The organism is Rhodococcus sp. JVH1 (assembly GCF_000280725.2).
Lineage (GTDB): Bacteria > Actinomycetota > Actinomycetes > Mycobacteriales > Mycobacteriaceae > Rhodococcus_F > Rhodococcus_F jostii_A.
This window is the reverse complement of record NZ_CP166289.1, coordinates 3,298,852-3,325,347: the sequence shown is the minus strand read 5'-3', so window position 1 is coordinate 3,325,347 and position 26,496 is coordinate 3,298,852. Positions and strand designations below refer to the sequence as shown.

Below are 26,496 nucleotides of genomic sequence, written 5' to 3'. Positions count from 1 at the left end.
TGCTGTCAGATGTCCAGGACGACGCGCTCGCCCTGGGTTCGTTCGACGCAGAGCAGCATCTGGCCGGAGGTCCGGCCCTCGTGCTCCACGCGGACGGCGCAGGTGCCGCAGAACCCCTGCCGACAGGAGAAGGCGAGCCCGGGACGCACGTCGGAGATCGCGTCGAGCGCAGTCCGGTCGGCGGGAACGACGACCACCTCGCCGGTGCGGGCGAGTTCGGCCTCGAACGGCCGGCCGTCGACGATCGGTGGGGGCGAGAACCGCTCGTAGTGGAATTCGGCACCAGGCGGCAGGGCGTCGTCGATCGCCTCGATCATCGGGATCGGTCCGCAGCAGTACACCGCGGACGTATCGGTCACCACGCCGAGAAGCTCTGCTGCGGTGGGGATTCCGCCGTCGTCGTCGGTGTGCACCGTCACCCGGTCGCCGAACTCCGCGAGCTGGTCCAGGAAGGGTAGCGACTCGCGGTTACGGCCGGTGTAGGCCATCGACCAGTCGAGGTCGAGGCGATGGGCAAGGCGCACCATCGGAAGGATGGGGGTGATCCCGATTCCGCCGGCGACGAAATGCAGACCATCGGCAGTCGATCCGTGTCCGGGCAATGCCAGGGGGAACGCGTTGTACGGGCCGCGGACCTTCACCGAGGCTCCGGGGTGCAGGGTGTCGTGGACCTCGAGTGAGCCCCCGCTGCCGTCGGGAATGCGCCGCACCGCAATGGTGTACGCGCGACCGTCTGCGGGGTCGCCGCACAGGGAGTACTGACGCCGCCGCCCGGACGGCAGCTCGAGGTCGAGATGCGCGCCCGGCCGCCACCGGTCGAGTTCGCCGCCGTTGGGCGCGGCCAGCGTGAGGCTCACGACGTTCTCGTCGTGCGCCACCACTCTGCGCTCACACACCAGCATTCGCCGGCTACCGTCGCTGACCGGTGGGGTGAGGTCGGTGCGGTAGAGGAGGCGCAACGACCGCATGTACGCGGTGGTGACACCGGCGACGGCACGCAGCAGCGGGTCGCGTTGCCGCTTCCCCCACAGATCACCCGGTACGGAGGTCGGTGCCGGATACGTCGGAGTCACTACGCCGCCGCCCTCGCGGCAGGCGACTTGGCCAGGTAGGCGATCGCCTGCGCCGTGTCACCCTCGGCCTGCGGCGAGTACCGGGGGTTCAGGTATCGGAGCGCGCCCCGGAACAGGCTCGACAGCCCGGGCAGGGAACCGCGGCGCATCGCCGCGAACAGCCCGATCCACAGCGAGAAGTAGCCGCGGTCGCGCATGGTCGGGTCGGCGTGCACGATGAACTTCAGCCCGCGCGTCATCACCACGAGAAACGCGAGATACGACACCAGCATCGCGAGGTTGCGGCGGAAGTACCCCACCCCGAAGTACATGGCGACGTCGTGAGCGACGTTGCGATGCTCGACCTCCTCCGCGCCGTGCCAGCGGTACAGGTCGGTCATGCTCGGGTCGGCGTCGAAGTCCTCGAGGCGCGCGTTCAGGATCCAGTCACCCAGGAATGCCGTCATGTGCTCGATCGCACCGATGAACGCGAGCCGTTCGACGAGTTGCTGACGCTGCGCGCGGGCGCTGCCCATCTCCCTGCGGCCCAGCACCTTCCGCATGAGGAATTCCGACTGCAGCACGAACGGCCGCGGATCCACGTCGTGTGCGTCCAGGAACTCGTACAGCACCACGTTGTGGGTCTCGGCGTGCATCGCTTCCTGCCCGATGAACCCGCGGACGTCGGCGCGGAGCCGGTCGTCGTTGATCAGGGGGAGCGCCTCGGTGAACGTGGCGCAGAACCACCGCTCCCCCTCGGGGAGGATCAGGTTGATCGCGCTGAGCGTGTGGGAGGCGATCGGTTCGCCGGGAATCCAGTGCAGCGGGGTCCGGGACCAGTCGAACTTCACGTTGCGTGCCTGCAGGGTCACGTCACCGGGGTCGACGTCGATCGCGTCGACCTTCTTTCCGTTCCGCAGTGCCATCAGTGATCTCCTCGAAGTCGGCTTCGGGCGAGGGACGCCGTTCGGCCGCGTGGCCGCTGGTACCGCGAGACACGATGAGCGTTACCCGCGGTTACGTTTGTGCGAGTCGAGTGTCACACCGGCGAACTTCGGTGTCAACCACTACTGCCGTTGTCGGAACACGGTCCCGTACCCTGGGTATCGGCACGCGGTCCAACGAGTATTCGGAGTCCAGGCGAAGTGGCAGAAACAGACACCCCGCGGTCGTGGGACCGGCGGGCACGCGCCCGTGAAGAGTTCATCGACGCCGCCTACCGGGTGATCGACACGCACGGCCCACGCCCGAGCATGAACGACATCGCCAAGGAAGCGGGGGCCACGAAGCCCCGGCTGTACCGGCACTTCGCAGACAAGGCCGACCTCTACAAGGCGATCGCCGACCGCACCACCCACGACGTCTACAAGCTGGTGGCGCCCAAGTTCAACTTCCTGCTCACCACACCGCACGAGGCGCTGAACCATGCCATCACCGGCTACGCCGAAGTGGTCGCCGAGCACCCGAACGTCTTCCGCTTCCTGGCGGACGGGGAGCTGAAACAGGACGGCGCGGGATCCGCCCTGTCCCTCGACGTCGAGCGCGACCTCACCGACCGGCTGGCCGGCGTCGCGTCGACGATCTTCGAGTCCGTGTCCGCCGAAGTCTCCGACGTCCGGTTCACCGCCCGCGCCGCAGTCGGGATCATGGTCTCGACCACCGACCTCTGGCTCGAGTCGTCGAAGGGTTCCGCGAAACCGGACACCGAGTACTTCGTCGGCCAGGTGGCGCCCCTCGTGTGGGGCGTGCTCGACGCGTTCCTCCGTCGACACGGGATCGAACTCGACCCCACCGAACCGCTCTACCTCGCGCTCGCCCGCATCAACGCCCCGTGAGTACTCGTCAACCGCGGGTGGGTGACAAGTACTCACGGCGGAAGCGGCTGGACTCCGGGCAGAGGGCGGCGACCGGTGCGACGTCGGTCGCGTAGTCGACGTCGCGGAGCGTCGGCAGCGACAGCACCTCGGCGCCCGCCGCGAGGAGGGCCTCCCGGGTGAGGCGTCCGGTGTCCGGACTCGACGTGGGAACCGATCCGATCGCCTCCGTCGCCACGGCGTCGGGCACTCCGAGGATCCACCACCCGCCGTCCTCCGCGAGTCCGAGGACGCATCGGCCCTTCCGCTCGGTGAGCAGGTCCGCCGATTCCGCGAGCAGGCCCGCGGTCACCTGCGGTGTGTCCATCCCGATCTGGAGTATCGGCAGGCCGAACGTGTCGAACGTGTCGGCGTGGGCGTTCACCAATCGCTCCGCGAAATTCTCACCCCGCTGCGGAAGCACCGTGAAACAGTCCAGCGCCGAGGCGATGTCGGTGCCCCGGACCGCCCGGCCGAGGTCACCGGTCATCGCCACCACCCGCTGCGCGACGCGGGCACCGGTGACGGCGTCCAGGGTGTCCAGCAGCGAGGCGGCAGCGAGGTCGGCGGCCCGGGCGTCGCCGACGTCCCGCGCGAGCCGGGTCTTCGCGAACCCGGGCACCGGCGCCTTCGCGACCACGAGTACTGCGACGTCGAGGCTCACCCGATCACCTTCCAGAAGTCGTGGACGGCGACGACGGTGCCTTTCAGCGAACCCGACACCTTCGACGTGCCGGCGGTGCGCGGCCGATACGTGATGTCGCGCTCCACGACCCGCCAGTGGGCGCGGCCGGCGAGCACGAGAAGCTGCAGCGGATAGCCCGACCTGCGGTCGTCGACACCCAAGTCGAGGAGGTCCTGTCTGCGTACGGCTCGCATCGCCCCGAGATCGTGGATCGGCAGCCCGTACCGGCCCCGGAGCCGTGCGGCGACGACGGCGTTGCCGATCCTGCTGTGCAACGGCCACGTTCCACGCCGATCGGCCCGCCGCCGCCCCACGGCGAGGTCGGCGCCCGAGTCCAGCGCAGCGACGAGTCGCGGCAGTTCACCCGGATCCATCGAGCCGTCGCCGTCCAGCACACAGACCACCGGAGTCTGCGCCGCCAGCACCCCGGCGTGCACGGCCGAACCGTATCCCGGGACGTGCTCCCACACCACCGACGCACCGTGCGCCCCCGCGACCGCGGCGGTGTCGTCGGTGGAATTGTTGTCCACCACCACCGTCCGGTAGCCGGGTGGCACCGCGGCCAGCACTCCGGGCAGGGAACCGGCCTCGTTCATGCACGGGATCACGACGGTGACGTCCCGCGCAGAGATCGGCACGCGCTCAGACACGGGGAGGTCCCGCCGGCACCGCGTCCCTCAGGGGTGCGTGCGCGAACGCCGCGATCCCGTCGGCGGGCCTGATCTGCGCCCGGAATCCCAGCCGCTCCCGGGCCAGCCAGGGGTCGGCGACGATGTGCCGCACGTCGCCGGGGCGGTACTCGCCGGTCACGACGGGTTCGGGCCCGCCGTGCGAACGCGCAAGGGTCGCGGCCACCTCGCCGATCGTGATCGGGTGCCCCGAGCACACATTGAACGCCGCGAATCCGGGCAGCGCCGCCTCGACCGCGGCCACGTTCGCCGCCGCGACATCGTGGACGTGCACGAAATCCCGCGTCTGCCTGCCGTCCTCGAACACGTGCGGAGGATCGCCGTTCTCGAGGGCGGAACGGAACATCGCGGCCACCCCGGAATACGGGGTGTTACGCGGCATGCGATCGCCGTACACGTTGTGATAGCGCAGAGCCGTCACGGAACCACCGGTGGCCAGTGCCCAGGCGAGCGCGTAGTTCTCCTGGGCGACCTTGCCTGCGGCGTAGAGACTCCGCGGCCGCAGCGGCGAGTGTTCCTCCACGAGTGCCCACTCGAGGGGCTCTCCCGTGTCGGGATCCGTCTCGTCGAAGAACCCCGCCGCCAGGTCCTCGGCCCGGCGGGCGGCCGGTTCCACGAACTCGCCCCGCCCGTTGCGGTACCGGCCTTCTCCGTAGACGACCATCGACGACGCGAGTATCAGCGTCTCGCAACCCGACTCGTGCATCGCGGCGAGCAGCGTCGCCGTACCGAGATCGTTGTGGCTGGCGTAGGCCGGCGCATCACGCACATCCACACCGGCGCCGACGACGGCGGCCTGATGACACACGACGTCCACCCCCCTCAACAGTTCGATCAGAGCGGGACGGTCGCGGACGTCGGCTCGTCGCACACCGTCCGGCGGTTCGGGGTCGGCACCGTGCGCGGACGGGAGCAGGGCATCCACGGCCACGACGTCGTGACCGGCTTCGATCAGCGCGGCGTGGACGTGGCCGCCGATGAATCCGGCTGCACCCGTGAGCAGTACACGTGTTCCCGTCATGGCAACTCGATCGGCAGTGTCACACCCTCGTGGACGCGACAGGCTTCACAGGGGCCCTCGGGGGCGGCGGCGATCGCGGACCGCACCAGCGTCTTCAAGGACCCGAGATTGCGCTGGAACTCGGCGAACACGTCCACTGCGCGTACCCCGTCGCCGGCCTCGATTCCCGCATCGAGGTCGGTGACCAAAGCGATGGTGGCGTAGCACATCTCGAGTTCCCGGGCGAGGACCGCCTCGGGGTGGCCCGTCATGTTGACGAGAGTCCAGCCCTGCCGGGCGAACCACAGACTCTCCGCCCTGGTCGAGAAGCGCGGTCCCTCGACCACCACCAGCACCCCGCCCTCCACGGTGCCCGGTCGGGCGGCGGCCTTGCGCAGGTCCGAGCAGTACGGGTCGGCGAACTGGACGTGCACGCCGCCTCCGTCGAAGTAGGTCTGCGTGCGGCCGCTGGTGCGGTCGACCAACTGATCCGGCACGACCATCGAGCCCGGTCCCAGGTCGGGGGTGAGCCTCCCGGCGGCGCAGGGTGCGAACACCTGCCGCACGCCCAGCGTGCGCAGCGCCCACAGGTTCGCGCGGTACGGGATGGTGTGGGGCGCGAATTCGTGCCGGACGCCGTGGCGGGGGAGGAACGCCACCCGCCTGCCCTCCACGTCGCCGACGGTGATCGCGGCGCTGGGGCTGCCGTACGGAGTGTCGATCGTGACTTCCGCGGCGTCCTCGTCGAAGAACGAGTAGAAGCCGCTCCCGCCGATCACGGCGACGTCCGCGCGGCCCGGTTCGCGTGCACTCATTGCGGTCATGCAGTCAATCCTCCGTCGTTATGCTGGGCGCGAGTGCGACTTTCGCCGAAGGAGATGACGTCATCGGATCCCCGCAGCGCGCCGAGGAGCGGAATTTCCGGTACTGCGACGTCGTGGGCACCGCACTCGCCCTGATCCTGGTGGTGGTCGCGTTCGTCGTCCCGCGCCTGGGAAACGAGACGATCACACCCATCGTCCACCGCACCGCGGAGAGCGTGCGGGACTTCGCGGACGCCGCGCCGCTGTTCGGATTCCGCGACGTGCACTTCGGGTGGGGGACGCCCGTCGCCGTCGCCGTCGCGGTCGCGGTCGTGTCGTGGGGGCCGGGCCTGGCGCAGAGGCTGGCGTGGCGTCGTCTCACCGTGGGAGTGTGGCTCGCGTCCGCCCTGTGGGCGATGGCGCTCGCGCTGGTCGACGGCTGGCAGCGTGGGTTCGCTCGGCGCCTGACCTCGACCGACGAGTATCTCCACGAGGTTCCTCGTGTCACGGACATCCCCGCGACGCTGCGCGGTTTTGCGGGACGAATCCTGGACCTGCAGCCCGATTCGTGGACCACGCACGTGTCCGGACATCCGCCCGGTGCGCTCCTGACGTTCGTCTGGCTCGACCGGATCGGACTCGACGGCGGCGCCTGGGCGTCCGCGCTGTGCGTCGCGGTCGGATCCAGCGCCGGTGCCGCCGTGATCGTCGCCGTCCGTGCGCTCGGTGACGAGGCCATGGCTCGTCGCGCGGCCCCGTTCCTCGTCCTCGCACCCGCCGCGATCTGGGTGGCGGTGTCGGCGGACGCACTGTTCGCCGGCGTGGTGGCGTGGGGGATCGCCCTGCTGGCCCTCTCGGCGACTCGTACCGTCCCGGTCCTCGCGCTCGTCGCGGTGGCGGCGGGTGTGCTGCTCGGATTCGGTGTCTACCTCAGCTACGGCCTCACGCTGATGGCGATCCCGGCGGTCGCCGTTCTGATGATCGGGCGCACGGCCCGCCCGCTGGTCGGCGCCCTGGCCGGTGCACTCGCGGTGGCGGCCGTGTTCACGCTGTACGGATTCTGGTGGTTCGACGGCTACCAGCTGGTGCAGGAACGGTACTACCAGGGCATCGCATCGGATCGTCCCTTCGCCTACTGGGGCTGGGCCAACTTCGCGTCGCTCGTCTGCGCGGTGGGGTTGGCCGTGCCCGCCGCACTGCCCCGGGCGTTCGCCTGGACGCAGGTGCGGGCACTGTCGCCGGTTCCCGTCCTCGTGCTCTCCGCGCTGGCGGCGGTGGTGATCGCCGATCTGAGCGCGTTGAGCAAGGCGGAGACCGAGCGGATCTGGTTGCCGTTCGAAGTGTGGCTTCTCGCCGCCCCCGCACTCCTGCCGCGCGGAAGCCATCGGTTCTGGCTCGCAGTGCAGGCCGCCGGTGCGCTGGCCGTCAACCATCTGCTGTTCACGAACTGGTGACGGCCGGCGCATCCGAGGTGCCGTTCGGGGGGGGCAGACGGTCACTTGGTCGCGATCGTGATGGTGGCGATTCCGACCAGCAACCCCGGCTTCACGGCGTCGGTCTTGAACGTCTCGTTCAGCAGTCCGGCCGCGTCCTCCGAGATCTTGACCTCGGTACCCTGCAGGATCGCGGTGTCGTTCGGCCCTGTCTGCAGCGGCTTCAACGTGCGGCCGTTGAGATCGAACAACACCGCATCGGTGGCCGCGGACGCACCGTTGACGCTCACGTCGCCGGTGAGGAGCGACGTGCCCGGGTCGATCGCGAAATCGGTGAGTTCGACGACGGTGCCGGGCGCCGCCAGCGACAATCCGCTGCCGTCGTGCATGATCTCGCCCTGTACGTAGGGGTCGACCGTGCCCGGCTCCCAGTACTTCACGTTGCCGCCGGTGATCGGGAAGCTGACCGATCCGTCGGCGAGGGCCGCCGTACCCACCACTCCGGGTGTGAGGCCGAGCGTCGTCAGGGCCCCGGTGAAGCCGGAATCCAGTGCGACGGCGGTACTCACCCCGGTCAGGTTGTCGACCTGGGCGACGGGTGCGGGTTGCGTGGATGCTGCTGCGCTCACATTCGACGACGCATTCGAGTCGTTGCTCGAACACGCCGCCAGCGGGGTCAGGGCCAGGGTGCCGATGGCCGCCGCTACGAGTGCTTTTCGATAGTTCGACATGATGATCAAACAACCTTTCCGGGAGGAAGGGGATGGGTGGATGTTCACTAGGTATTCGGTGCGACCTCGCCGGCGGATTGGAGCTCTTTACACCCATTCCATCCGCACGAAGTACCGATTCGCGTGCTGCAGAACATCGATCACGCTCAGCCCGGCGGCGCGTGCGACCCCGGACACCGCCGCGACACCCACACTCGCCCAGGCGAACCATTCGCCGGCGAGATGCTCGGTCTCCCAGCGCAGTAGTTCGTGACGAACTCCTGTCGTGGTCGGTGGATCCACCTCGGCGATCACAATTCCGTGTGGTTGCAACAGTTCTCGCGCGCGGCGCAGGATCCGCACCGGGTCTCCGCCGATGCCGATGTTGCCGTCGGCGAGCAGCACCCGGTCCCAGTGTCCGGACCGTGGAAGCGGCGCGAACAGGTTCCGGTGCAGCGCGAGGCCGCCGCGGCGGATCGTGAGTTGGACTGCCGTGAACGACGAGTCGACGCCCAGCGCCGAGACGCCGGCCGAGACGAGCGCCGCGGTGAGGCGGCCCGGTCCGCATCCGAGGTCCACGGTGGCGCCGTGGCACCCGGTGAGCATCACGCGGTCCGCGACCCGATCGGAGAGGGTGGATGCGTCCCCGCCCATCCACCGGCCCACCGGCAGGGGGCGACGCATCCCCCGTGCGTCGCGCACCCAGCACGGGAGACCCGCCGACGCGCGCCGCATCAGGAGGTCCGTGGAGACGTCGGTTCTCCTCATGAGCCGCGTACCGTGTCACCAGTCTTGCGGGACAACGCGAGTCGCATGGCGTAGGCGACGGCGGACACCGCGAAGAACACGGCGGTGAGCAGCAGCCAGCGTTCGAGGAACGGTTCCTGCGTCAGCCCCGTCGCAGCGAGATACGCGTCGGCGCCCTGCTCGATGATTCCCGGCAGGAACAGCAGCAGCGTAAGACCGGATGCGAGCGCCGGCACGCGAATGTAGTTGAGCGCCGAGACCGACCGCGGTCGTGGAATTCGTCTGCCCCGCATCGCATTCAGCCCGGACGTCAGGGACCGGTCCGCGAGCGCGTACAGAGGGAACAACACCAGGTCGTGCGCGATCACCGCGCCGAGGAACCACACGGCGATGGACTTCCACCACACGTCCTGATTCCACAGATTCTGCGGACCCACCACCGCCACCGCATATCCGACGAGGGCGAACGTGAACAGCACCGCCAGCAGATGCAGCGGGTCGGCGCCGTAGAAGCGGGCGAATCGGCGCATCTCACGCCTCCCGGAATTCGATGGCCTGCACCCACTTGGTGTTGTGGACACCGGGCAGGGCGGGAACGATGATCCGGGCGGGGTAGCCGTGGTCGAGGGACAGGTCCGCGCCGTTGACCTCCAGCGCGAGCAGGGCATCGGCGTCGCGCACCTGATCGGACGTGAGCACCGCCTGATTGAACGCCCCGGACCGTTCCAGCGACGTCACCTTCGCCGAGGCGAAATCCGTCACCCCGGCAGCGTCCGCGAGGTCACGCAGTCGCACGCCCGTCCATGTCTCGGTGGTGGACCATCCCTCGACGCACGCGATCGGAAGAGTCGCGGTGTGCGACGGCATTGCGCGCAGCTGACTTCGGCTCAGCTGCACGGGTTCCGCGCCACCCGTCACCGAGAGCCGCCAGGTGTCGCCGATCTGCTCCAGGGTGACCTGCGCGGCCGCGGCGGTGCGGTTGATCTGAAAGTCGTTGGGACCGTCGCCGTACGAGCGACCCCGGGGGAGGAGCAGTGCGGCATTGCGCAGGAACCCGCCGGTGGTCTGCCCGACCGACAGGACGGCGACCAGCGCGGCGCCGCCCCCGACCAGGGCGAGGGCGCCGCGGCGGCTGATCGTGGGCGAGGTGGGGTCTTCGGCCACGAGGCCGTTCTCGTCCGGCGGTTCGGGGCGCGTGTCCGCGCGGGAGGTGCGCAGCATTCGACGGAAAGACCGGGAACGCAGCGACCTCACCATCACCGGCACCTTCAGGGTCGTGTGCGTCACGAACCCGGCGATGAAGACCCACGCGCCCCAGTAGTGGGCCGTGTAGAAGTCGAAGCCGAAGATGTAGTCGTACTGGATGTTCAGGACCCCGGTGATGATCTCGAACAGCGCACCGCCGACCAGGGCGATCAGCGACAGACGTTCGAGCGCCTGCGCCGGCGACCGCACCGGCGGAAACACGAACAGTTTCGGGATCACCGACCACAGCTTGGCGAGGACGACCGGCACCAGGATCAGTCCGAGCCCGACATGCAACCCCTGCGTGAGCCGGTACAACCACGACGGCCGGGTGGGCCACGCGAAGTACGGAAGGTGCAGCCACCCGACGTCGCCGGGACGGGCCTGCCCGAACTGCGGACCGTACGCGATGTAGGAGAGCAGTCCCGTGACGATGACAACCGGAAGTCCGATCAGCAGGACGAGGCCGAATACGGAGGTCAGCCACGATCCGCGCAGTGGACTGCGTAATCGTGGGCCGCGAGAGTGGTCGGTCATGGTGTATCAATCCCTCCGGCTCGATCATCTCGAGCCTCAGAGGTAATTCGGTGCCGCCGCCGTCCAGGACTGCTCCGCCCGTGAGTACTTGTTAACCGCGGGAGGTTAACAAGTACTCACGGGTGCGCGCCGTGCCGGATCTCGTCGCGGGGCTGGTCGTACCGGACCATTTCGTATCCGATCATCGCGAGCAGGACCGCGGTGAGCACACCCAGTGTGGCGAGGGCCGGGATGTGCCAGACGACGGGGAGGAGCGCGATCAGGACGACCGCCGTCACGACGCGCGGCACGGTGACCGACCTCGTCGCGTACGCCTTGAACGCGACCAGCGCGAGAACGTACAGCGCCGCGCCACCGAACAGTGCGATCAGCGGCCAGCCGTACAGCGGGTCGGTGAGCCGGTGATGGTTGCCGTCGCCGACGTACGACAGGATCTTCTTCAGGCCGAGCGACAGCATCACGATCCCGATCACCATCGGCAGGTGCAGGAAGCTGTAGCAGTTGCGGGCGATCTTGATCTGACGCGCACCGGTGGCCTCCTCGAAGGCGTGCTCGACGGCCAGCGACGTGACGTCGAAGTACGACCACCACAGCAGCCCCGACACCGCGAGTCCCAGCAACGAGGCGACGATGATCGCCCAGGAGATCGGCAGGCTCGCGACGCCGATGCCGATCGAGACGATCGACTCGCCGAGCGCGACGATGATGATGAGGCCGTGTCGTTCGGCGAAGTGGCTGATCGACCGCAGCCGCCAGTCGGTGCCGCCGATCAGGGTGCCGATGTAGTCGCCGGCGAGGGCGAGGATCCACATCACGGTCTGCGCCGTGCCGGTGAGCTGCGATGCGATGAGCAGGAACACGGTGCCGGTCACCATGCTCGGCGCGAACCGCAGCACCTGACCGCGCAGCTGGGGGTCGGTGCGGCTGATGACCCAGAACATCACCAGGTGCAGCAGGCGGACGACGAAGTAGCCGAGGGCGAAGATGACGGGGCCGTCGAGTCCGCCGGGCAGATCGTCGAACGCCTCGGGGATCGTCAGGGCGGTGACGAACATGGCGCCCATCGCGCCGAACATCACCACCCGCACGATGCCCTCGTCGGCGCGCACGAGGTTGCAGAGCCAGGCGTACCCCACCCAGCTCCACCACAGGACGGCCATCACCAGTGCGCCGCGCAGCAGGTTCACCCCGGTGGGGTCCTCGGCCATCAGATCGGTGACGCGGGTGAGGGCGAACACGAAGACGAGGTCGAAGAACAGTTCGAGCGGCGACACCGACGCTCGTTCTTCGACGAGACGGGGACGCAAACGATGGGCAAAGGTCACGGGGAGAATGCTGCCACCGGACGGCGACGCGGGAAAGTCCTACGAACTGCGACGATCCGTGGGGTCGGGCTCAGCCTTTCGTTCGGGGGTGCCGACGGGGGTGCGGGGGATCCGCCCGGTGAAGAACAACGCCGCGATGGCGAGCAGCGCGGTGACGGCGTACGCCACCTGGAGTGCCTCGAGTCGCGCGTCGGAATTGATGTCGAGGATGTCCTGGGCGGTGGCGTCGGGTACCGACGCCTCCTCCAGGGCCGCCGCCAGTTGAGTGTCGGAGAGGAACGGGACACCGCTCGCCAGTTCGGTGGTCGCCCGCTCTTGGACCGACTGCGGAACGTCGGGATCGGCTTGGATCCCCGCGACGATCGAGGTGCTCAGGGTCGCGATGAGCACCGATCCGATGAGCGCCGTCCCCAGGGACGCGCCGAGGTTGGTGGCGGTGTTCTGCAGCCCGCCGACCTCGGCGCTCTGCGAGTCGGGGACGGCCGAGACCGTGACCGCGCCGAGTTGGGAGGCCAGTGCACCGAGCCCGAGACCCATCAGCAGCATCGGAACGGCCACGACGCCGGCGTTGGCCCCGGGGTCCATCCCGGCCACGAGGAACAGGATGCCGACGATCATGGACGCCAGACCGAACCGGACCACCCTGCGCGGGTTGGCCTCGGGCCGGACTTTGGGGATACCGGCAGCAGCCAGCAGCAGTGCGACAGACAGCGGGATGAGCCGGATCCCGGTCTGGAGCGCGTCGAGTTCGAGCACAACGGACAGGAAAAGGGGGACGGTGAAGAACACGCCCGCTTGGACGGTGAACTGGGCGAAGAACATGCTGAGCCCGCCGGCGAGCTGCCGGTTCCGCAGCAGCCGGGGGTCGATCAGCGGCTCGCCGCCGGTGTCGGCGAGATGGGCTTCCCACCGCAGGAACCCGTAGAGCACCAGGAGACCACCGAGCACCAGCCACACGACCGGCGACAGTCCCGCGATCGCAGTTCCACCGGGCTTGGCCTGCACCCAGCCCCACTCGCTCGAGCGGAGGACGCCGAACACGATCATCCCGAGGCTCACCACCGACAGCGCCGATCCGACCAGGTCGAGGCGCACCTTCGCCGGTGGAACGTCGTTAATGCGTCGGAGCACCAGCAGGATGAGGAGGACGATCACCACCTCGCCGGCGAAGACATACCGCCACGACGCGAACGTGGTCACCGCACCGCCGATGAGGGGTCCGGCGGCAACCGCCATCGCACCGGCCGCGGCCACCAGACCGTAGGCGGCGGGACGCCTTTCGGGCGCGAAGTTCGCCGCGACGAGGGCGACGATCGCGGGCATGATCAGCGCGGCGCCGATCCCTTCCAACAGGGACCATCCGATCAGCAGCACCGCCAGGTTGGGAGACAGCGCCGTGGTGAGCGAGCCCGCGCCGTAGACGATCAGGCCGAGAGCGAACGCCTTGCGACGACCGAGGATGGTGCCGATCTTGCCGCCGGTGATCATCAGCGTCGCCATGACGAGCGTGTACAACGTGATGGCCGTCTGGATGCCGGTGATCGTGGTGCCCAGATCCGACGCGACCGTCGCCATGGACACGTTCATCACGGAGCTGTCCAATGTCATCAGAAACTGGCTGGACGCCAGCACCGTGAGCACCAGACCGGACCCGGCGACCGCGACCGACTCTTTGCCTGGACTCACGACGGCCTTTCCTGGGGCATCTCGAGACTCGTTTCGGTGAACACTTCCGTGGGCTGTCGCTGGGGAAGGTCGTCCTCAGCGTCGCATGGAGGCAGACCACGAAAATCATCCGAACAGGGTGAAAGCTCGTGAGACGGTCTCGAACCGGATTATGCTCGGAGAATGGCCGGAATTCTCGTGGGGGATCCCGGATTATTGTGACCAAGCCCTGATCCGGGGTGACATCCGCGGATCCCTCGGCATGCACGAAGAGAGGTTTTCCGGTGAACGATATCGACCCGGAGGATAGCGGACCCATCGATTATCTCGTGGTGGAGTTCCCTGCCGACCGAAGACCGGATGGATCAGCGTTGGCGATCCTCCGCGAACTCGTCGAGCAGGGCACCGTGCGAGTGCTCGACCTGGTCTTCCTACGCAAGGAAGCGGACGGCTCCGTCGTGGCGATCGACGTCGTCGATGTCGGACTCGAGGGCGATATCGATGTGTCGCTCTTCGCCGAGGCCTCGACCGGCCTGCTCGACCTGACGGACATCGCCGACGCCGGATCCGTGCTCGAGCCGGGTGCCTCGGCCGCGGTACTGGTCTACGAGAACAGTTGGGCCGCACCGCTCGCAACCGCCCTGCGTCGCAGCGGAGCGCAACTCGTGGCGTCGGGCCGCATCCCCGTGCAGGGCATCCTGGCGTCACTCGACGCGCTCGAAGCCAGAAACTGAAACCGAGGACAACATCATGCCCGGACTCCTCCGCGGGATCGCCCGCACCGCCGTCATCGCCGGAACCGCCACCTCCGTGTCGAATCGAGTGTCTCGACGTCAAGGCCAGCGGTGGGCGGCGAAAGAGCAACCGCAACAGCAACCACAGCAGCAACCGCAAGCCCCGCAGAACGAGGCCCCGGCCTACGCCCAGGCACCCCCGCCGCAGGCCGCCCCCACCCCCTCCGCGGGAGGAGGGAGCGTCGACCGGATCGCCGCTCTGAAGGATCTCGGAGAACTCAGAGCGCAAGGTGTGCTCACCGAAGCCGAATTCAACGCCGAGAAGGCAAAGATCCTGGCGTCCTAGGACGACCCCGGCAGTCGCCTACTTCATCCACGGCATGAAGGTCGCGAAGCCGGTGGCGACCACCCGCTGATACGACGACCCGATGACGCGGGCCAGTACGTCGAGGGCCTTCGCCTCCCAGCCGATGATCACCCGGGCTTTCCCCTTGCGGACTCCGTCGAGGATCGTCTTCGCGGCCATCTCCGGCGAGTGCAGGGCCAGCCGCTTGTCGAAAAAGTCCGCGAAGGTCTGTGCGTCCTCGTCCTCGGCGACAGTGGCGTTGCGGGCCACGGCGGTCTTGATGCCTCCGGGATGCACGCACGTCACCTCGACGGGGTGCTTGGCGATCAGCATCTCCTGCCGCAGCGACTCGGTGAAGCCGCGCACGGCGAATTTCGCGGCGTTGTAGGCGCTCTGGCCCGGCACGGCGATCAGCCCGAACAGGCTCGAGATGCTGACGACGTGCCCGTCGCCGGACGCGATCAGATGTGGCAGAAAGGCTTTGGTCCCGTTGACGACGCCCCAGAAGTCGACGTCCATGATCCGCTCGATGTCCTTGAACTCGGACTTCTCGACGTTGCCGTTGTAGCCGATGCCGGCGTTGTTGTAGACCTGGTGGACGGTGCCGAACGTTGCGACGACGGAGTCTGCGTATTCCAGCATCTCTTCCCGTTCGGCGACGTCGATTCGGTCGGACCTGACCTCCGCGCCCAGCGCCTTGGCCTGGCGGACGGTGTCGGCGAGTCCGACGGTATCGACGTCGGAGAGGGCGAGCCTTGCGCCCCTCTTCGCGAGATCGAGGGCGAGGGCCCGGCCGATGCCGGATCCTGCTCCGGTGACGACGGCGACTTTTCCTTCGAACGTGCTCATGTGGATGCAACCTTTGCTGTGTCGGGGTGAATTTCCTGGATGTGACGGCGCAGTGCCGCGCCGAGGTCGGTGACCGCCTCGCGTGCCTCGGCGAGGAGGCTGACCTGGAGGTGGAAGTCGTGCCACAGGTCGTCGAACCGGCGATGGTGCAGGACGCCCGCCGCAGCGGCGACGGCTGCTTCGATCTTCTCCGCGTCGACGGAGATCGGATCGTCGCCGGCCGTGTGCATGACGATCGGCGGCAGACCTGTCATGTCGCCGTACACCGGGGAGATGCCGGGTGATCTCGGATCGTGCTGTCCGGCATAGCGCGGGGCCCATTCGGCCGTCATGGACGGCAGGATCAGGGGATCGCGCAGCACCGGTCGCGACCGGTCGACGTCGATCGCGAGGTCGGCCCACGGGCAGATCAGGCCGAGTGCGGCCGGGGCGGGGAGGCCGCGGTCACGCAGTGCCGTCGCGAGCGCCAGCGTCAGTCCGCCGCCGGCGGAATCGCCCGCGACGACGGTGGTGACCGGGTCGAGTCCGTCGTCGAGTAGCCGGGAGTAGACCGCGACCATTTCCTCGAGGGCAATCGGATAGCGGGATTCCGGTGAGCGTGAGTAGTCGGGGATCACCGCCGTCGTCCCGGCGGCCGCGGCGAGGTGCGTGACCAGGCCGCGATACCCCTTCGCGCTCCCGAGGGCGTATCCGCCACCGTGGAGGTAGATCAGCGTCCCCCCGGTGGTGTGCGCCGGCCGCACCCGCACGACGGGGACGCCGGCGACCGTGTCGCGCTCGGACCGGGTGCCACGAGGCGGGCGGGCGGCGGCCGTCACCATTTCGACCATGAGGCGCTTCGCCCCGACGGGCACGCGGTGGGACGCGAACAGGGGGCGTGCGCTGCGCAGGCAGGCCCGGATGGCACCTCGGCTGACGTTCCTCATGCCGGCGCCCCGAACTGCAGAATTCCGTCGTGAACAGGGTCGTCGAGGAGCATCGTGGAGTCCTTCTCGTAGTGCATGAGAACCTTCCACGGCTCCGCGGACCCCTGGCGGGGCATGACGTCCTTACCGCGCTGCACGTACCCGGACTGCAACTGATCGAGCATGCCGATGTCCATCGCGGAGTTCTCGACGTCGCGGGGCGTCGCGACGGTGTGACCGACCTCGTCCATGTACCGGAGGAGCCGGCACAGGTAGGCGCCCGCGATATCGGACTTCAGGGTCCACGGCGCGTTGGTGTAGCCGAAAACCCATGCCAGGTTGGGGATTCCCTCGACGAGCACGCCCTTGTAGGTCATCTGACCGTGCAGCGGACGGGGCTGCCCGTCCACGGAGAGTTCCATTCCGCCGAGCATCTGGATCTTCAGGCCGGTGGCGGTGACGATGACGTCCGCCTCCAATTCCAGGCCCGACTTCAGCAGGATGCCCTTCTCGGTGAACGTGTCGATGTGATCGGTGACGATCGACGCGTCTCCCGACGACAGCGCGGTGAAGAGGTCCGCGTCCGGCACCGCGCAGAGGCGCTCGTCCCACGGCATGTAGTTCGGCGTGAAGTGGCTCATGTCGAATCCGGGGCCGAGGCGTCGTCGCACCTGCCAGAGCAGGAATCGGCGCATTTGCCGCGGCCACCGTCGGCACGCCAGGTACAGCCCGCGCTGGAGAGCGATGTTGCGCTTGCGGCCGAACGAATACACCCACTCGGCGGGCAGGAATCGGCCCAGCACCTCGGAGATCTTGTCGAGGGCGGGGATCGAGAAGATGTACGACGGCGAGCGTTGCAGCATGGTCACGTGCTCTGCATCGCCGGACATCGACGGGACCAGCGTGACGGCGGTGGCGCCGCTGCCGATCACGACGACCTTCTTACCGGTGTAGTCGAGGTCCTCTGGCCACTGCTGTGGGTGGACGCACCGGCCCCGGAATCGGTCCGTGCCCGGGAAGTCCGGCAGGTAGCCGGCGTCGTAGTCGTAGTAGCCGGTGCAGCTGACCAGGTACCCGCAGGTGTAGGTGCGGATGTCGCCGGTCGCCTCGTGCAGGGCGGTCACCGTCCAGCGTTCCTCGGTCGTCGACCAGTCCGCCCCGACGATCTTCAGGCCGTAGCGGATCTTGTCCTCGATGCCGAACTCCCGCGCGGTGTCCGCGATGTACCGGCGGATCGACGCACCGTCCGCGAGCACCTTCGAGTCACGCCACGGCCGGAACTTGTAGCCGAACGTGAACATGTCGGAGTCGGAACGAATACCGGGGTAGCGGAACAGGTCCCACGTACCGCCCAGCCGCTCGCGGCGCTCCAGCACCGCGATGCTCTTGTGGGGGAACTCGGCCGTCACCTGGCAGGCCGTTCCGATGCCGGACAGTCCGGCACCGATGATCAGAACGTCGAAATGTGTCGTGCTCATGGCTTCCTCGCGCTTCTGCCTGCTGGATTCGCAGGATGGGGTACAAACAGAATGACTGTGTGCCACGTCACAGGTCTTGACACTTTCGGACATGCTTTTAGCATTTCCCGACATCGTTTCCGGCGAGAGGAGAGTTGACCCCGTGGGAAGTCTGATCCGGGCCACGAACCTCTGGGGGTACGGCGACCTGATGCGGGAGCTGGGCGCCGACCCGGAGTCGTCCCTCGCGCGCTTCCACATCCCACCGGGAGTCGAGCACGAGGAGGACGCGTTCGTGTCGTTCGAGGCGGTCGTGCACGTGCTGGAGGCCGGCGCCGCCGACCTGGGCTGCCCGGACTTCGGGCTCCGGCTCTCGCACTGGCAGGGCTTGGACATCCTCGGGCCCGTCGCCGTGATCGCGCGGAATGCGCAGACCGTGCACGGTGCATTCGAGGCGATCGCCCGCTACTTCTACGTGCACTCGCCCGCCCTGAAGCTGACCGTCGAGCCGCGCACCGCAGGCGACGTCCGGTTCGTCTACGAGATGACGGAACCGACGCTGCCCTATCTGCCTCAGGGGTACGAGCTGGCGATGGCCAACGGCGTCCGCATCCTTCGGCTACTCGGCGGCCCGGACGCGCGTCCCTCGCTGATCTCGTTCGTGCACGACCAACTCGGGTCGGACGCCGCCTACCGCGGCGCGCTGGACTGCCCCGTCCTGTTCGGTCAGACGTGGTGCGGGTTCGAACTGCCCCGAGTCCTGGCGGACCGGCGGATCGACAGCGCAGATCCGGAGACCCGGCGCATCGCCACGAAATACCTGGAAACGCATTACCTGCCGAGCACCGCGGCGCTGTCCGAACGCGTGGCCGAGTTGGCCCGGCGTCTGCTGCCCACCGGCCACTGCAGCGCCGAGGCCATCTCCGACCAACTGTCGATGCATCCGCGCACGCTGCAACGGCGGCTGGCCGAGGAGGGTGTGCGATGCCAGGACCTCATCGAACGGGAACGTCGCGCCCAGGCGGCGAGATACCTCGCCGAACCGGGATTTCATCTCGGCCAGATCGCGGGACTGCTCGGCTATACCGAACAGAGCACCCTCAACCGTTCCTGCAGGCGGTGGTTCGGGAAGACGCCGAGGCAGTACCGGGCCGACCTGCACCCGTGAGTACTTATTAACCGCGGGCGGTTAATAAGTACTCACGGGCGGCGGAGCCGCACGCGCTACTTGACGCCACCGGCGGTCAGGCCGGACACGATGCGGCGCTGCAACAGCAGCACGATGATGACGAGCGGGATGGTCACGACCGTTCCCGCTGCCATCACGGACGTGAACGGCTCCTCGTGCGGCTTGCTGCCCGCGAATTGTGCGATGGCGACGGTGGCCGGCTGGGTCACGTCGTTGGACAGCTGACTGGAGATCAGGTACTCGTTCCACGACGCGATGAACGCGAGGATCGCGGTGGTGAACAGTCCCGGCGCGGCCAAGGGCAGCAACACCATTCGGAAGGCCTGCCGCCTGCTGGCCCCGTCGATTCGGGCGGCCTCCTCGAGTTCCCACGGCAGTTCCTTGAAGAACGCGGTGAGGGTGTAGATGGTGAGGGGCAGCACGAACGAGATGTTCGGGATGATCAGCGCCTGGTATGTGCCGAACCAGCCCATCGACGTGAACAGTTGGAACAGCGGTGTCAGGACGGCGACGCCCGGGAACATCGACGCCGCCAGGATGATTCCGAGGACGACGTGCTTTCCCCGGAAGTGCAGTCGCGCCAGCGCGTACGCGGTGCCGACACCGACGACCAGACCGATCGCGGTGGTGACGGCGCCGATGATCGTGCTGTTGACGAGTGCCCTGGCGAAGTGGTTGCCCGCCTCCGTCGAGAACACGCTCGCGAAATTCTCCAGCGTGACGTGGGTGGGCCACGGGGTGGTGTCGAACGTGTAGTCGGAGTGGCGGAAGGCGGTGACCACCATCCAGTAGACGGGGGCCAGACCCCAGACGACGATCACCGCCAGGCCCAGGTAGGTGCGGATGGAGGCGAGCGACGGTGCCCGGCGCCGGCGTGCCACCGCGGCACGGGGGATCCCCGGTGTGACGACTGCTGTGGACATGGATCAGGCCTTTCGCTGCTGCTCTTGGGTGTCGATCACGTTGACGCCCATCACCTTCACCAGTACGTAGGCGACGGCGAAGATGAACAGGAACGTGATCGTGGAGAGGGCGGACGCGCTGTTGAAACCCTGGCGCATCTGGTCGATCACCAGGATCGACAGCGTGGTGGTGGCGGTGCCGTCGCCGCCACCGCCGCCGGTGAGGATCGCCGGGAGGTCGTAGATCCGCAGGACGTCGAGCACCCGGAAGAGGACCGCCACCAGAATGGCCGGCTTGATGAGGGGCAATGTGATCGACCGGAACCGTTGCCACGCATTGGCGCCGTCCATCCGCGCCGCCTCGTACACCTCGGCGGGCACCATCTGCAGTCCGGCGAGGATCAGCAACGCCACGAACGGTGTGGTCTTCCAGGCGTCGGCGATGACGACGGCGAACCGGGCGGGCCACGTGTCACCGGTCCAGAGGATCTCCGTGCCGAGCAGTTTGTTGGCGATGCCGTCGTAGGCGAAGACGAAGTACCACAGCTTCGCGGTGACGGCGGTCGGGATGGCCCACGCCACGAGGATGCTGGTGCGCAGCAGTGCACGACCGCGGAACGCCCGGTTCATGATGGTGGCGAACCACAGTCCCAGCGCGACCTCGATGGCGACGGTGACGACGGTGAAGAACACGGTGACCCACATCGACTGCCAGAACAGCGACCCCAGCGTGCCGCCGGGGCAGGACACCGACGCTCCGGTCGTGTCGGTGCACCGCTGGAACAGCCAGTGCGTGTAATTCGACAGACCCGCGAAACCCTGGTCGACGAACTTGCCGGTGGCGGGATCGATCGTCGGGTCCTTGAACAGCGACATCACCATGGCGCTGACCACCGGGTACAGAACCACGATGCCCAGCAGGATCATGGTCGGCAGGATCAGGAACATCGCCGCCTTGCTGCGGCCCTTCCGCGGTCGCGCGCCCTGCGGTCCGCCGGATCTCGCGCCGTCCCGATGTGGGGGAGCGGGCGTCTTCTCGAGCGAGAGTTCGTGAACGGTCATCGGCTGTCTCCTCTAGGACCCGGCCGCGGCGATCGCGGACTGGATGTCGGCGGCGGCCTGGTCCACCGTCTTCTCGCCTTTGATCGCGGCGTAGGCGTTGTTCTGCACGGCCCGGGTGACCGCGGGATAGAACGGGGTGATCGGCCGGGTCACGGCGTTCTCGATCGACGTCTTCAACGTGGGGAGGTACGGGTACTGCTCGATCAGCTCCGGGTCGTCGTAGACGTCGGCGCGGACGGGGGCGAGCGATCCCTGCGAGAGGAAGAATGCCTGTGACTTCTTCTCCAGGAAGAACTTCAGGAAGTCCGAGGCGGTCGCCTTGTGCTCGGAGTACACGTTGATCGCGGCGCTGTGCCCGCCGAGTGTCGAGTGACCGGGCCCGCTCTTCCCCGGCAGCGGCGCCACCGCGAACTTGCCCGACACTGCGGAACTGCCCTGACCGTCCATCAGGCTGTACGCGTACGGCCAGTTGCGCATGAACAGCAGGTCGCCGCTCTGGAACGCCTGCCGTGCCTGCTCCTCCTGGAACGTGACGGACTCGCGGGGGATGGCACCCGAACGGTAGGCGTCGACGAGCGATTGGAGCCCCGCCTTGGCTTCCGGGGTGGTCATCGTCGGGGTCACGCCGTCCGGTCCGAGGATCGACCCGCCCGCGGTGTTGATGGCCTCGGACGCGTTGACGGTCAGCCCCTCGTACTTGGCGTACTGCCCGGCGTAGCAGCCGATTCCGGCGTGTTGCGCCGTCCCGCACGCGCCGAGGAGCTCGTCCCAGGTGGCGGGCGGATGATCCAGCAGGTCGGTGCGGTAGTAGAGCAGCGCGCCGTCACTGGTCTGCGGAGCCGCATACAGGACGTCCCCGTACGTGGCCCCCGCGACCGTCGCGGGGAGCAGGCCGGACGTGTCGATCGCCATCGGGCCCTCGAGTGGTTGCAGCCATCCGCGGGCCGCGAATTCGGCGGTCCACACGACGTCGACGACGGCGACGTCGTACCCGGAGTCGCGGGACTGGAAGTGCTGCACCAGGTCCTCGTGCTGCTGGTCTGCCTGGTCGGACTGCTCCTTGAACGTCACCTCCTCGCCTGGATGGGTGGCGTTCCACTCGTCGATCAGCGGCCGGATGACGTTGGAGTTGTCCTTGCCCTGCACGTAGGTGATGGGCCCGCGGCCATCCAGGTTCTCCTTCTCCGCCTGCGCGGCTGCGTCGATGCCCTGATCGGCGCAGGACGTCGCCGCGAACAGGACGCCGACGGCCACCGCGGCGGCGGCGACGCGCTTCATCGTGATTCACCCGCGCCCGGTTCCGACACCCACACCGCGGCGTCGGACGGAAGAACCCCGCCGGTGATGCCGGCGACCGAACCGAGTACGACGGTCAGTCGTTCGGGGAGTGCGATCGGTTCGGTGCCGGTGTTCACCCAGCACTGCACTGCCCCGCGGGCGAACGCGAGCACGTCCCGGGGAGTGTCGAGCCACTCGACGGCATGCGGGGTGTCGAAGAATTCGCGTCGCAGTTCCAGCGCCTCGCGGTACAGTGTGAGGAACGACTCGGGGTGGCCGGCCTGCGCTTCCGCGGTGTGCGGGGCCCAGTGTCCCGGCTGCGGAAGCCACGTGTCCTCCTCCGCGTCGAACGGGGAGAAGCCGTACGGCACTGCGTCGTTCGACCACGGGATCGGAACCCGGCAGCCGTCCCGGCCGCGGTCGGTGAAGCCGGTCTGGAACCACGTCGGATCCTGCCGGACCTCGTCGGGAAGGTCCTCGACCTCTTCCAGTCCGAGTTCCTCGCCCTGGTAGATGTATGCGGTGCCAGGCAACGCCAGCTGCAGCAGCGCGGCCGCGCGGGCACGACGCCGGCCCAGTTCGTGGTTCGGTTCCTCGAGCGCCCAGCGGGCCCGCTCCCAATCGGTTTCGACCAGGTGGTCGGGCTGCGAGCGCGAGTAGCGGGTGACGGTGCGGGGAACGTCGTGGTTGGAGAGCACCCACGTGGCGGGTGCGCCGACGGTCGCCGCCTGCTCGAGCGCGTCGTCGATCACGGCGCGGATGCTCACAGAACGCCAAGGGGCGCGCAGGAAATCGAACTGGAACGCGGTGTGCAGCTCGTCGGGCCGCAGGTAGCGGGCCAGGCGGTCGTTGCCGGGTACCCAGGCCTCGGCGACGAAGACGCGGTCGGCGTAGGTGTTGGCGACGGCCCGCCAGCCCCGGTACACCTCGTGGACGGCATCCTGATCCCACGCGGGGTGGGGGTCGGTGTGCTGCGAACCGGGAAGGCGCTCACCGGCATCGGGGAGTGCGGGATCCTTGGCCAGGCCGTGGGCGACGTCGATCCGGAAACCGTCGACGCCCTTGTCGAACCAGAAGCGCAGGATGTCCTCGAACTCCGCCCGGACCTCGGGGTGCTCCCAGTTGAGGTCGGGCTGGGCGGGAGCGAACAGATGCAGGTACCACTCGCCGGTGTCCAGGCGGCTCCACGCGGGACCGCCGAACGCGCTCTGCCAGTCGTTGGGCGGCTCGTCGCCTGCCGGACCGCGCCCGGGGCGGAAGATGTAGCGGTCGCGGGCTCCGGGCTCGTCGCGGAGGGCGGCCTCGAACCAGCGGTGCTCGCTGGAGGTGTGGTTGGGCACGATGTCGAGGATCACGCGGATCCCGAGCTCGTGGGCCTCGGCGATGAACGCCTCACCCTCCGCGAGCGTGCCGTACGACGGCTCGATGTCGCGGAAGTCGGCCACGTCGTAGCCGGCGTCCGCCATCGGCGACGGGTACCAGGGATTGATCCACACGGCGTCGACGCCGAGGTCGGCGAGGTAGGGCAGCTTGGAACGCAAGCCGGTGAGGTCGCCGATGCCGTCGCCGTTCCCGTCGGCGAAGCTGCGGATGTAGACCTGGTAGACGACGGCCGTCTTCCACCAGGCCTCTGGGTGCCGGCTCGCGACGGTGGTTGCGGTCGACTCCACGGACTGGGTCATCGAATCTCCTCGGTGGGGGGATGGGATGGAGGAATGTGATGCGTAAACGTTTGCGTAAATAGCGTGAGGCACGTCACAGGGGGCTGTCAACTCGAGCGGTGGGATTACTTTTTCGCACTACATCGGCATGGAACTTGTGAGAATTCAACGCAAATATTTGCGTTACTCGCTTACTGTAGGAACGTGATCCCCAAGCAGTCCGTCAACATGGCCGACGTCGCGCGCCGCACCGGAGTCTCGATCGCCACCGTCTCGCGCGCGTTGCGCGGCGAACGCGGCGTGTCTGAAGCGACCCGACTGCGAATTCAGAGGGCCGCCGACGAGTTGGCGTACGTCATCTCACCCGAGGCGTCGAAGCTGTCGGGCGGCGCGACGGGCCGGGTGGCCGTCGTGGTGCCGTGGATCGACGCCTGGTTCTACTCGCGGATTCTCGCCGGCATCGAACACGAACTCCGCGCCGCGGACCTGGACGTGTTGCTGTACTGCCTCGAGGAGTCGTCCCAGCGCGAATCGTTCTTCGAACGGCTTCCCTTGCGCCGCAAGGTCGATGCCGTCATCGCCGTGGCGTTTCCTCTCACCGGGCCGGAGCGGGCGCGGCTCGAGGAGATGGATGTGACCGTCGTCGTCATCGGCGCGCACGCCGGCGAGTTCCCGTCCGTCCGGATCGACGACGAACTGGCCGCGCGTCAGGCCGTCGGGCACCTGATCAGGATCGGCCACACCCGGATCGGAATGATCCGCACCGTGGACCCGGAGGGTCAGTACTGGGAGGGCGACATCGCCCGGGTGGCGGGATTCCATGCCGCTCTCGCCGACGCCGGACTCGACGACGACTGCACGGCGACCGTTCCCTGGGGAATCGAGGGCGGTGAGCGCGGCATGGAACTGCTGCTCAGCCGTGCCGAGGTGCCCACCGCGGTGTTCTGTCATTCCGACGAGGTCGCCGTCGGAGCGTTGCGCACGCTGCGACGTGCGGGGATTTCCGTTCCGGCCGGGATGTCGGTGATCGGGATCGACGATCACCCGACGGCCGAGCTGGCCGACCTGACCACGGTGCGGCAGCCGGTCGGGGAGCAGGGTGCGGCGGCCGGCCGGGCGGTCGTGGAACTGCTCAGCGGACGGGAACCGGCGGAACGGGCGGTCGTGCTCCCGACCCACCTGGTGGTTCGGGGCTCGACCGCCCGCCCTCCGGAACTCTGACGTCAGCGCACGAGACGCTCGCCCGCCGCGTCGGTGGCGAAGATGTGCGCGTGTGCATCGTCGACGCGGACGTGCACGACCTGGCCCTTCTCGGGTGGGTTACGCCAGTCGACCCGTGCGACCAGGTTCTCGGTCCGGCCGCCCACAGTGGTGCGGCCGAACACGAATGCCTCGGAGCCGAGTTCCTCGACGACGTCGATCTCGAGTTTCAGTCCGCCGGAGTCGGCGATCTCGACGTGCTCGGGCCGGATCCCGAAGATCACCTCACGCCCGCCCGCCGCGGTGAGGGCGTCGCGGGGAACGGGAACCAGCTGGTCGCCGATCTGCACCCCGCCGTCGGTGACGGGCACGGTGAACAGGTTCATCGACGGTGAACCCATGAATCCCGCGACGAAGACGTTCGCGGGCCGGCGGTAGAGCTCGCGGGGGGACGCGCACTGCTGCAGCACGCCGCCCTTGAGGACGGCGACCCGGTCGCCCATCGTCATGGCCTCGACTTGGTCGTGGGTGACGTAGACGGTGGTGGTGCCGAGTCGGCGCTGGAGCTGGGCGATCTGGGTGCGGGTCTGCACCCGGAGTTTCGCGTCGAGGTTCGACAGCGGCTCGTCCATCAGGAACACCTGGGGTTGGCGGACGATGGCGCGGCCCATCGCCACCCGCTGTCGCTGGCCGCCGGAGAGGGCCTTGGGTTTGCGGTCGAGGTAGGCGCCGAGGTCGAGCATGTCGGCGGCTTCCCCGACGCGCTTGCGGATCTCGGCTTTGTCGGTGCCTGCGAGTTTGAGGGCGAAGCCCATGTTCTCGGCGACGGTCATGTGCGGGTAGAGCGCGTAGTTCTGGAAGACCATCGCGATGTCGCGGTCCTTGGGTTCGGCGTGCGTGACGTCGCGGCCGCCGATCAGGATCTGGCCGCCGTCGACGTCCTCGAGTCCGGCGAGCATCCGCAGGGAGGTGGATTTGCCGCAGCCGGACGGGCCGACGAGGACGAGGAATTCGCCGTCCTCGATGTGCAGGTCGAGTTGATCGACCGCCGGGACGTCCGAGCCGGGGAAGAGCCTGGTCGCGCCGTCATAGGTGATTGTTGCCATGAGAAATGAATCCCTCCACCGGCAGGAACGTGCCGGACGATCCGAGTGTTAGGGGTGTGCCGG

The 26,496-nt window shown here is 68.2% G+C and carries 26 protein-coding genes; 6 read left to right on the top strand and 20 right to left on the bottom strand.

What is annotated here, in order from left to right; all coding sequences use genetic code 11:
• Positions 1 to 5: 5 nt before the first annotated feature.
• Both JVH1_RS15185 and JVH1_RS15180 read right to left on the bottom strand, forming a co-directional pair.
• Positions 6 to 1,073: a PDR/VanB family oxidoreductase gene (locus JVH1_RS15185; RefSeq protein WP_009477308.1), complete on the bottom strand. Its 1,068-nt coding sequence runs from the start codon at positions 1,071 to 1,073 to the stop codon at positions 6 to 8.
• Positions 1,073 to 1,978: a metal-dependent hydrolase gene (locus tag JVH1_RS15180; RefSeq protein WP_009477309.1), complete on the bottom strand. Its 906-nt coding sequence runs from the start codon at positions 1,976 to 1,978 to the stop codon at positions 1,073 to 1,075. The genes JVH1_RS15185 and JVH1_RS15180 overlap by 1 nt, the downstream gene beginning before the upstream one ends.
• A gap of 219 nt (positions 1,979 to 2,197) precedes the next feature.
• On the opposite strand from JVH1_RS15180, the gene JVH1_RS15175 reads away from it, so the two are divergent.
• A complete protein-coding gene (locus JVH1_RS15175) occupies positions 2,198 to 2,887 on the top strand; it encodes a TetR/AcrR family transcriptional regulator (protein WP_009477310.1) in 690 nt (229 codons plus the stop codon).
• 7 nt (positions 2,888 to 2,894) lie between these two features.
• Here JVH1_RS15175 and JVH1_RS15170 read toward each other — a convergent pair whose 3' ends face one another.
• The 4 genes from JVH1_RS15170 to JVH1_RS15155 are packed head-to-tail and all read right to left on the bottom strand — an operon-like array spanning position 2,895 to position 6,103.
• Entirely contained in the window at positions 2,895 to 3,569 is a 675-nt protein-coding gene (locus JVH1_RS15170; protein ID WP_009477311.1) for a DUF2064 domain-containing protein, read from the bottom strand.
• Positions 3,566 to 4,240: a glycosyltransferase family 2 protein gene (locus tag JVH1_RS15165; protein WP_043780588.1), complete on the bottom strand. Its 675-nt coding sequence runs from the start codon at positions 4,238 to 4,240 to the stop codon at positions 3,566 to 3,568. The genes JVH1_RS15170 and JVH1_RS15165 overlap by 4 nt, the downstream gene beginning before the upstream one ends.
• Positions 4,233 to 5,300, bottom strand: coding sequence for an NAD(P)-dependent oxidoreductase (locus JVH1_RS15160; protein WP_009477313.1), 1,068 nt, complete (start codon positions 5,298 to 5,300; stop codon positions 4,233 to 4,235). Before JVH1_RS15160 ends, JVH1_RS15165 begins: the two co-directional genes overlap by 8 nt.
• Positions 5,297 to 6,103: an S-methyl-5'-thioadenosine phosphorylase gene (locus JVH1_RS15155; protein WP_009477314.1), complete on the bottom strand. Its 807-nt coding sequence runs from the start codon at positions 6,101 to 6,103 to the stop codon at positions 5,297 to 5,299. The genes JVH1_RS15160 and JVH1_RS15155 overlap by 4 nt, the downstream gene beginning before the upstream one ends.
• A gap of 20 nt (positions 6,104 to 6,123) precedes the next feature.
• Here JVH1_RS15155 and JVH1_RS15150 point away from each other — a divergent pair, with 20 nt between their 5' ends.
• A complete protein-coding gene (locus JVH1_RS15150; protein WP_009477315.1) occupies positions 6,124 to 7,536 on the top strand; it encodes a hypothetical protein in 1,413 nt (470 codons plus the stop codon).
• Positions 7,537 to 7,577: 41 nt separating this feature from the next.
• Here JVH1_RS15150 and JVH1_RS15145 read toward each other — a convergent pair whose 3' ends face one another.
• The 6 genes from JVH1_RS15145 to JVH1_RS15120 all read right to left on the bottom strand — a co-directional run bounded on the left by JVH1_RS15145 (position 7,578) and on the right by JVH1_RS15120 (position 13,765).
• Entirely contained in the window at positions 7,578 to 8,246 is a 669-nt protein-coding gene (locus JVH1_RS15145; protein WP_009477316.1) for a hypothetical protein, read from the bottom strand.
• 87 nt (positions 8,247 to 8,333) lie between these two features.
• Positions 8,334 to 8,993: a class I SAM-dependent methyltransferase gene (locus JVH1_RS15140; protein WP_043780590.1), complete on the bottom strand. Its 660-nt coding sequence runs from the start codon at positions 8,991 to 8,993 to the stop codon at positions 8,334 to 8,336.
• Entirely contained in the window at positions 8,990 to 9,502 is a 513-nt protein-coding gene (locus JVH1_RS15135; RefSeq protein ID WP_009477318.1) for a hypothetical protein, read from the bottom strand. Before JVH1_RS15135 ends, JVH1_RS15140 begins: the two co-directional genes overlap by 4 nt.
• Before the next feature lies 1 nt (position 9,503).
• Positions 9,504 to 10,754, bottom strand: coding sequence for a molybdopterin-dependent oxidoreductase (locus JVH1_RS15130; protein WP_009477319.1), 1,251 nt, complete (start codon positions 10,752 to 10,754; stop codon positions 9,504 to 9,506).
• 116 nt (positions 10,755 to 10,870) lie between these two features.
• Positions 10,871 to 12,079 (bottom strand): low temperature requirement protein A, encoded by a 1,209-nt coding sequence (locus JVH1_RS15125; RefSeq protein WP_009477320.1) that lies wholly within the window; start codon positions 12,077 to 12,079, stop codon positions 10,871 to 10,873.
• A gap of 39 nt (positions 12,080 to 12,118) precedes the next feature.
• The gene (locus JVH1_RS15120; protein ID WP_009477321.1) at positions 12,119 to 13,765 is read right to left on the bottom strand and encodes an MFS transporter; all 1,647 of its coding nucleotides are present in this window, start codon (positions 13,763 to 13,765) and stop codon (positions 12,119 to 12,121) included.
• A gap of 263 nt (positions 13,766 to 14,028) precedes the next feature.
• Here JVH1_RS15120 and JVH1_RS15115 point away from each other — a divergent pair, with 263 nt between their 5' ends.
• A complete protein-coding gene (locus JVH1_RS15115) occupies positions 14,029 to 14,478 on the top strand; it encodes a DUF6325 family protein (protein ID WP_009477322.1) in 450 nt (149 codons plus the stop codon).
• A gap of 16 nt (positions 14,479 to 14,494) precedes the next feature.
• Complete coding sequence (locus tag JVH1_RS15110) at positions 14,495 to 14,824, top strand: SHOCT domain-containing protein (protein WP_009477323.1); 330 nt, start codon at positions 14,495 to 14,497, stop codon at positions 14,822 to 14,824.
• Positions 14,825 to 14,842: 18 nt separating this feature from the next.
• Here the strand turns inward: JVH1_RS15110 and JVH1_RS15105 are convergent, their stop codons facing one another.
• Genes JVH1_RS15105 through JVH1_RS15095 form a run of 3 tightly spaced genes read right to left on the bottom strand, consistent with a single transcriptional unit; the run spans position 14,843 to position 18,056 of the window.
• Positions 14,843 to 15,673 (bottom strand): SDR family oxidoreductase, encoded by an 831-nt coding sequence (locus JVH1_RS15105; RefSeq protein WP_009477324.1) that lies wholly within the window; start codon positions 15,671 to 15,673, stop codon positions 14,843 to 14,845.
• Entirely contained in the window at positions 15,670 to 16,599 is a 930-nt protein-coding gene (locus tag JVH1_RS15100; protein ID WP_192817858.1) for an alpha/beta hydrolase, read from the bottom strand. The genes JVH1_RS15105 and JVH1_RS15100 overlap by 4 nt, the downstream gene beginning before the upstream one ends.
• Positions 16,596 to 18,056, bottom strand: coding sequence for an NAD(P)/FAD-dependent oxidoreductase (locus JVH1_RS15095; protein WP_009477326.1), 1,461 nt, complete (start codon positions 18,054 to 18,056; stop codon positions 16,596 to 16,598). Before JVH1_RS15095 ends, JVH1_RS15100 begins: the two co-directional genes overlap by 4 nt.
• Positions 18,057 to 18,246: 190 nt before the next feature.
• Between JVH1_RS15095 and JVH1_RS15090 the strand changes: the two genes are divergently transcribed.
• Entirely contained in the window at positions 18,247 to 19,203 is a 957-nt protein-coding gene (locus tag JVH1_RS15090) for an AraC family transcriptional regulator (protein WP_371113091.1), read from the top strand.
• 56 nt (positions 19,204 to 19,259) lie between these two features.
• Here the strand turns inward: JVH1_RS15090 and JVH1_RS15085 are convergent, their stop codons facing one another.
• The 4 genes from JVH1_RS15085 to JVH1_RS15070 are packed head-to-tail and all read right to left on the bottom strand — an operon-like array spanning position 19,260 to position 24,148.
• On the bottom strand, positions 19,260 to 20,147 hold the full coding sequence (locus JVH1_RS15085; RefSeq protein ID WP_009477329.1) for a carbohydrate ABC transporter permease: 888 nt from the start codon (positions 20,145 to 20,147) through the stop codon (positions 19,260 to 19,262).
• 3 nt (positions 20,148 to 20,150) lie between these two features.
• Positions 20,151 to 21,188, bottom strand: coding sequence for a carbohydrate ABC transporter permease (locus JVH1_RS15080; protein WP_009477330.1), 1,038 nt, complete (start codon positions 21,186 to 21,188; stop codon positions 20,151 to 20,153).
• A 12-nt stretch (positions 21,189 to 21,200) separates the two neighbouring features.
• Positions 21,201 to 22,466, bottom strand: coding sequence for an ABC transporter substrate-binding protein (locus JVH1_RS15075; RefSeq protein WP_009477331.1), 1,266 nt, complete (start codon positions 22,464 to 22,466; stop codon positions 21,201 to 21,203).
• A complete protein-coding gene (locus JVH1_RS15070) occupies positions 22,463 to 24,148 on the bottom strand; it encodes a glycoside hydrolase family 13 protein (protein WP_009477332.1) in 1,686 nt (561 codons plus the stop codon). The genes JVH1_RS15075 and JVH1_RS15070 overlap by 4 nt, the downstream gene beginning before the upstream one ends.
• Before the next feature lie 183 nt (positions 24,149 to 24,331).
• Between JVH1_RS15070 and JVH1_RS15065 the strand changes: the two genes are divergently transcribed.
• The gene (locus tag JVH1_RS15065; RefSeq protein ID WP_009477333.1) at positions 24,332 to 25,348 is read left to right on the top strand and encodes a LacI family DNA-binding transcriptional regulator; all 1,017 of its coding nucleotides are present in this window, start codon (positions 24,332 to 24,334) and stop codon (positions 25,346 to 25,348) included.
• Positions 25,349 to 25,350: 2 nt separating this feature from the next.
• On the opposite strand, the gene JVH1_RS15060 is transcribed toward JVH1_RS15065, so the two are convergent.
• Positions 25,351 to 26,433, bottom strand: a complete 1,083-nt coding sequence (locus JVH1_RS15060; protein ID WP_009477334.1) for an ABC transporter ATP-binding protein — start codon at positions 26,431 to 26,433, stop codon at positions 25,351 to 25,353.
• Between the last annotated feature and the right edge of the window lie 63 nt (positions 26,434 to 26,496).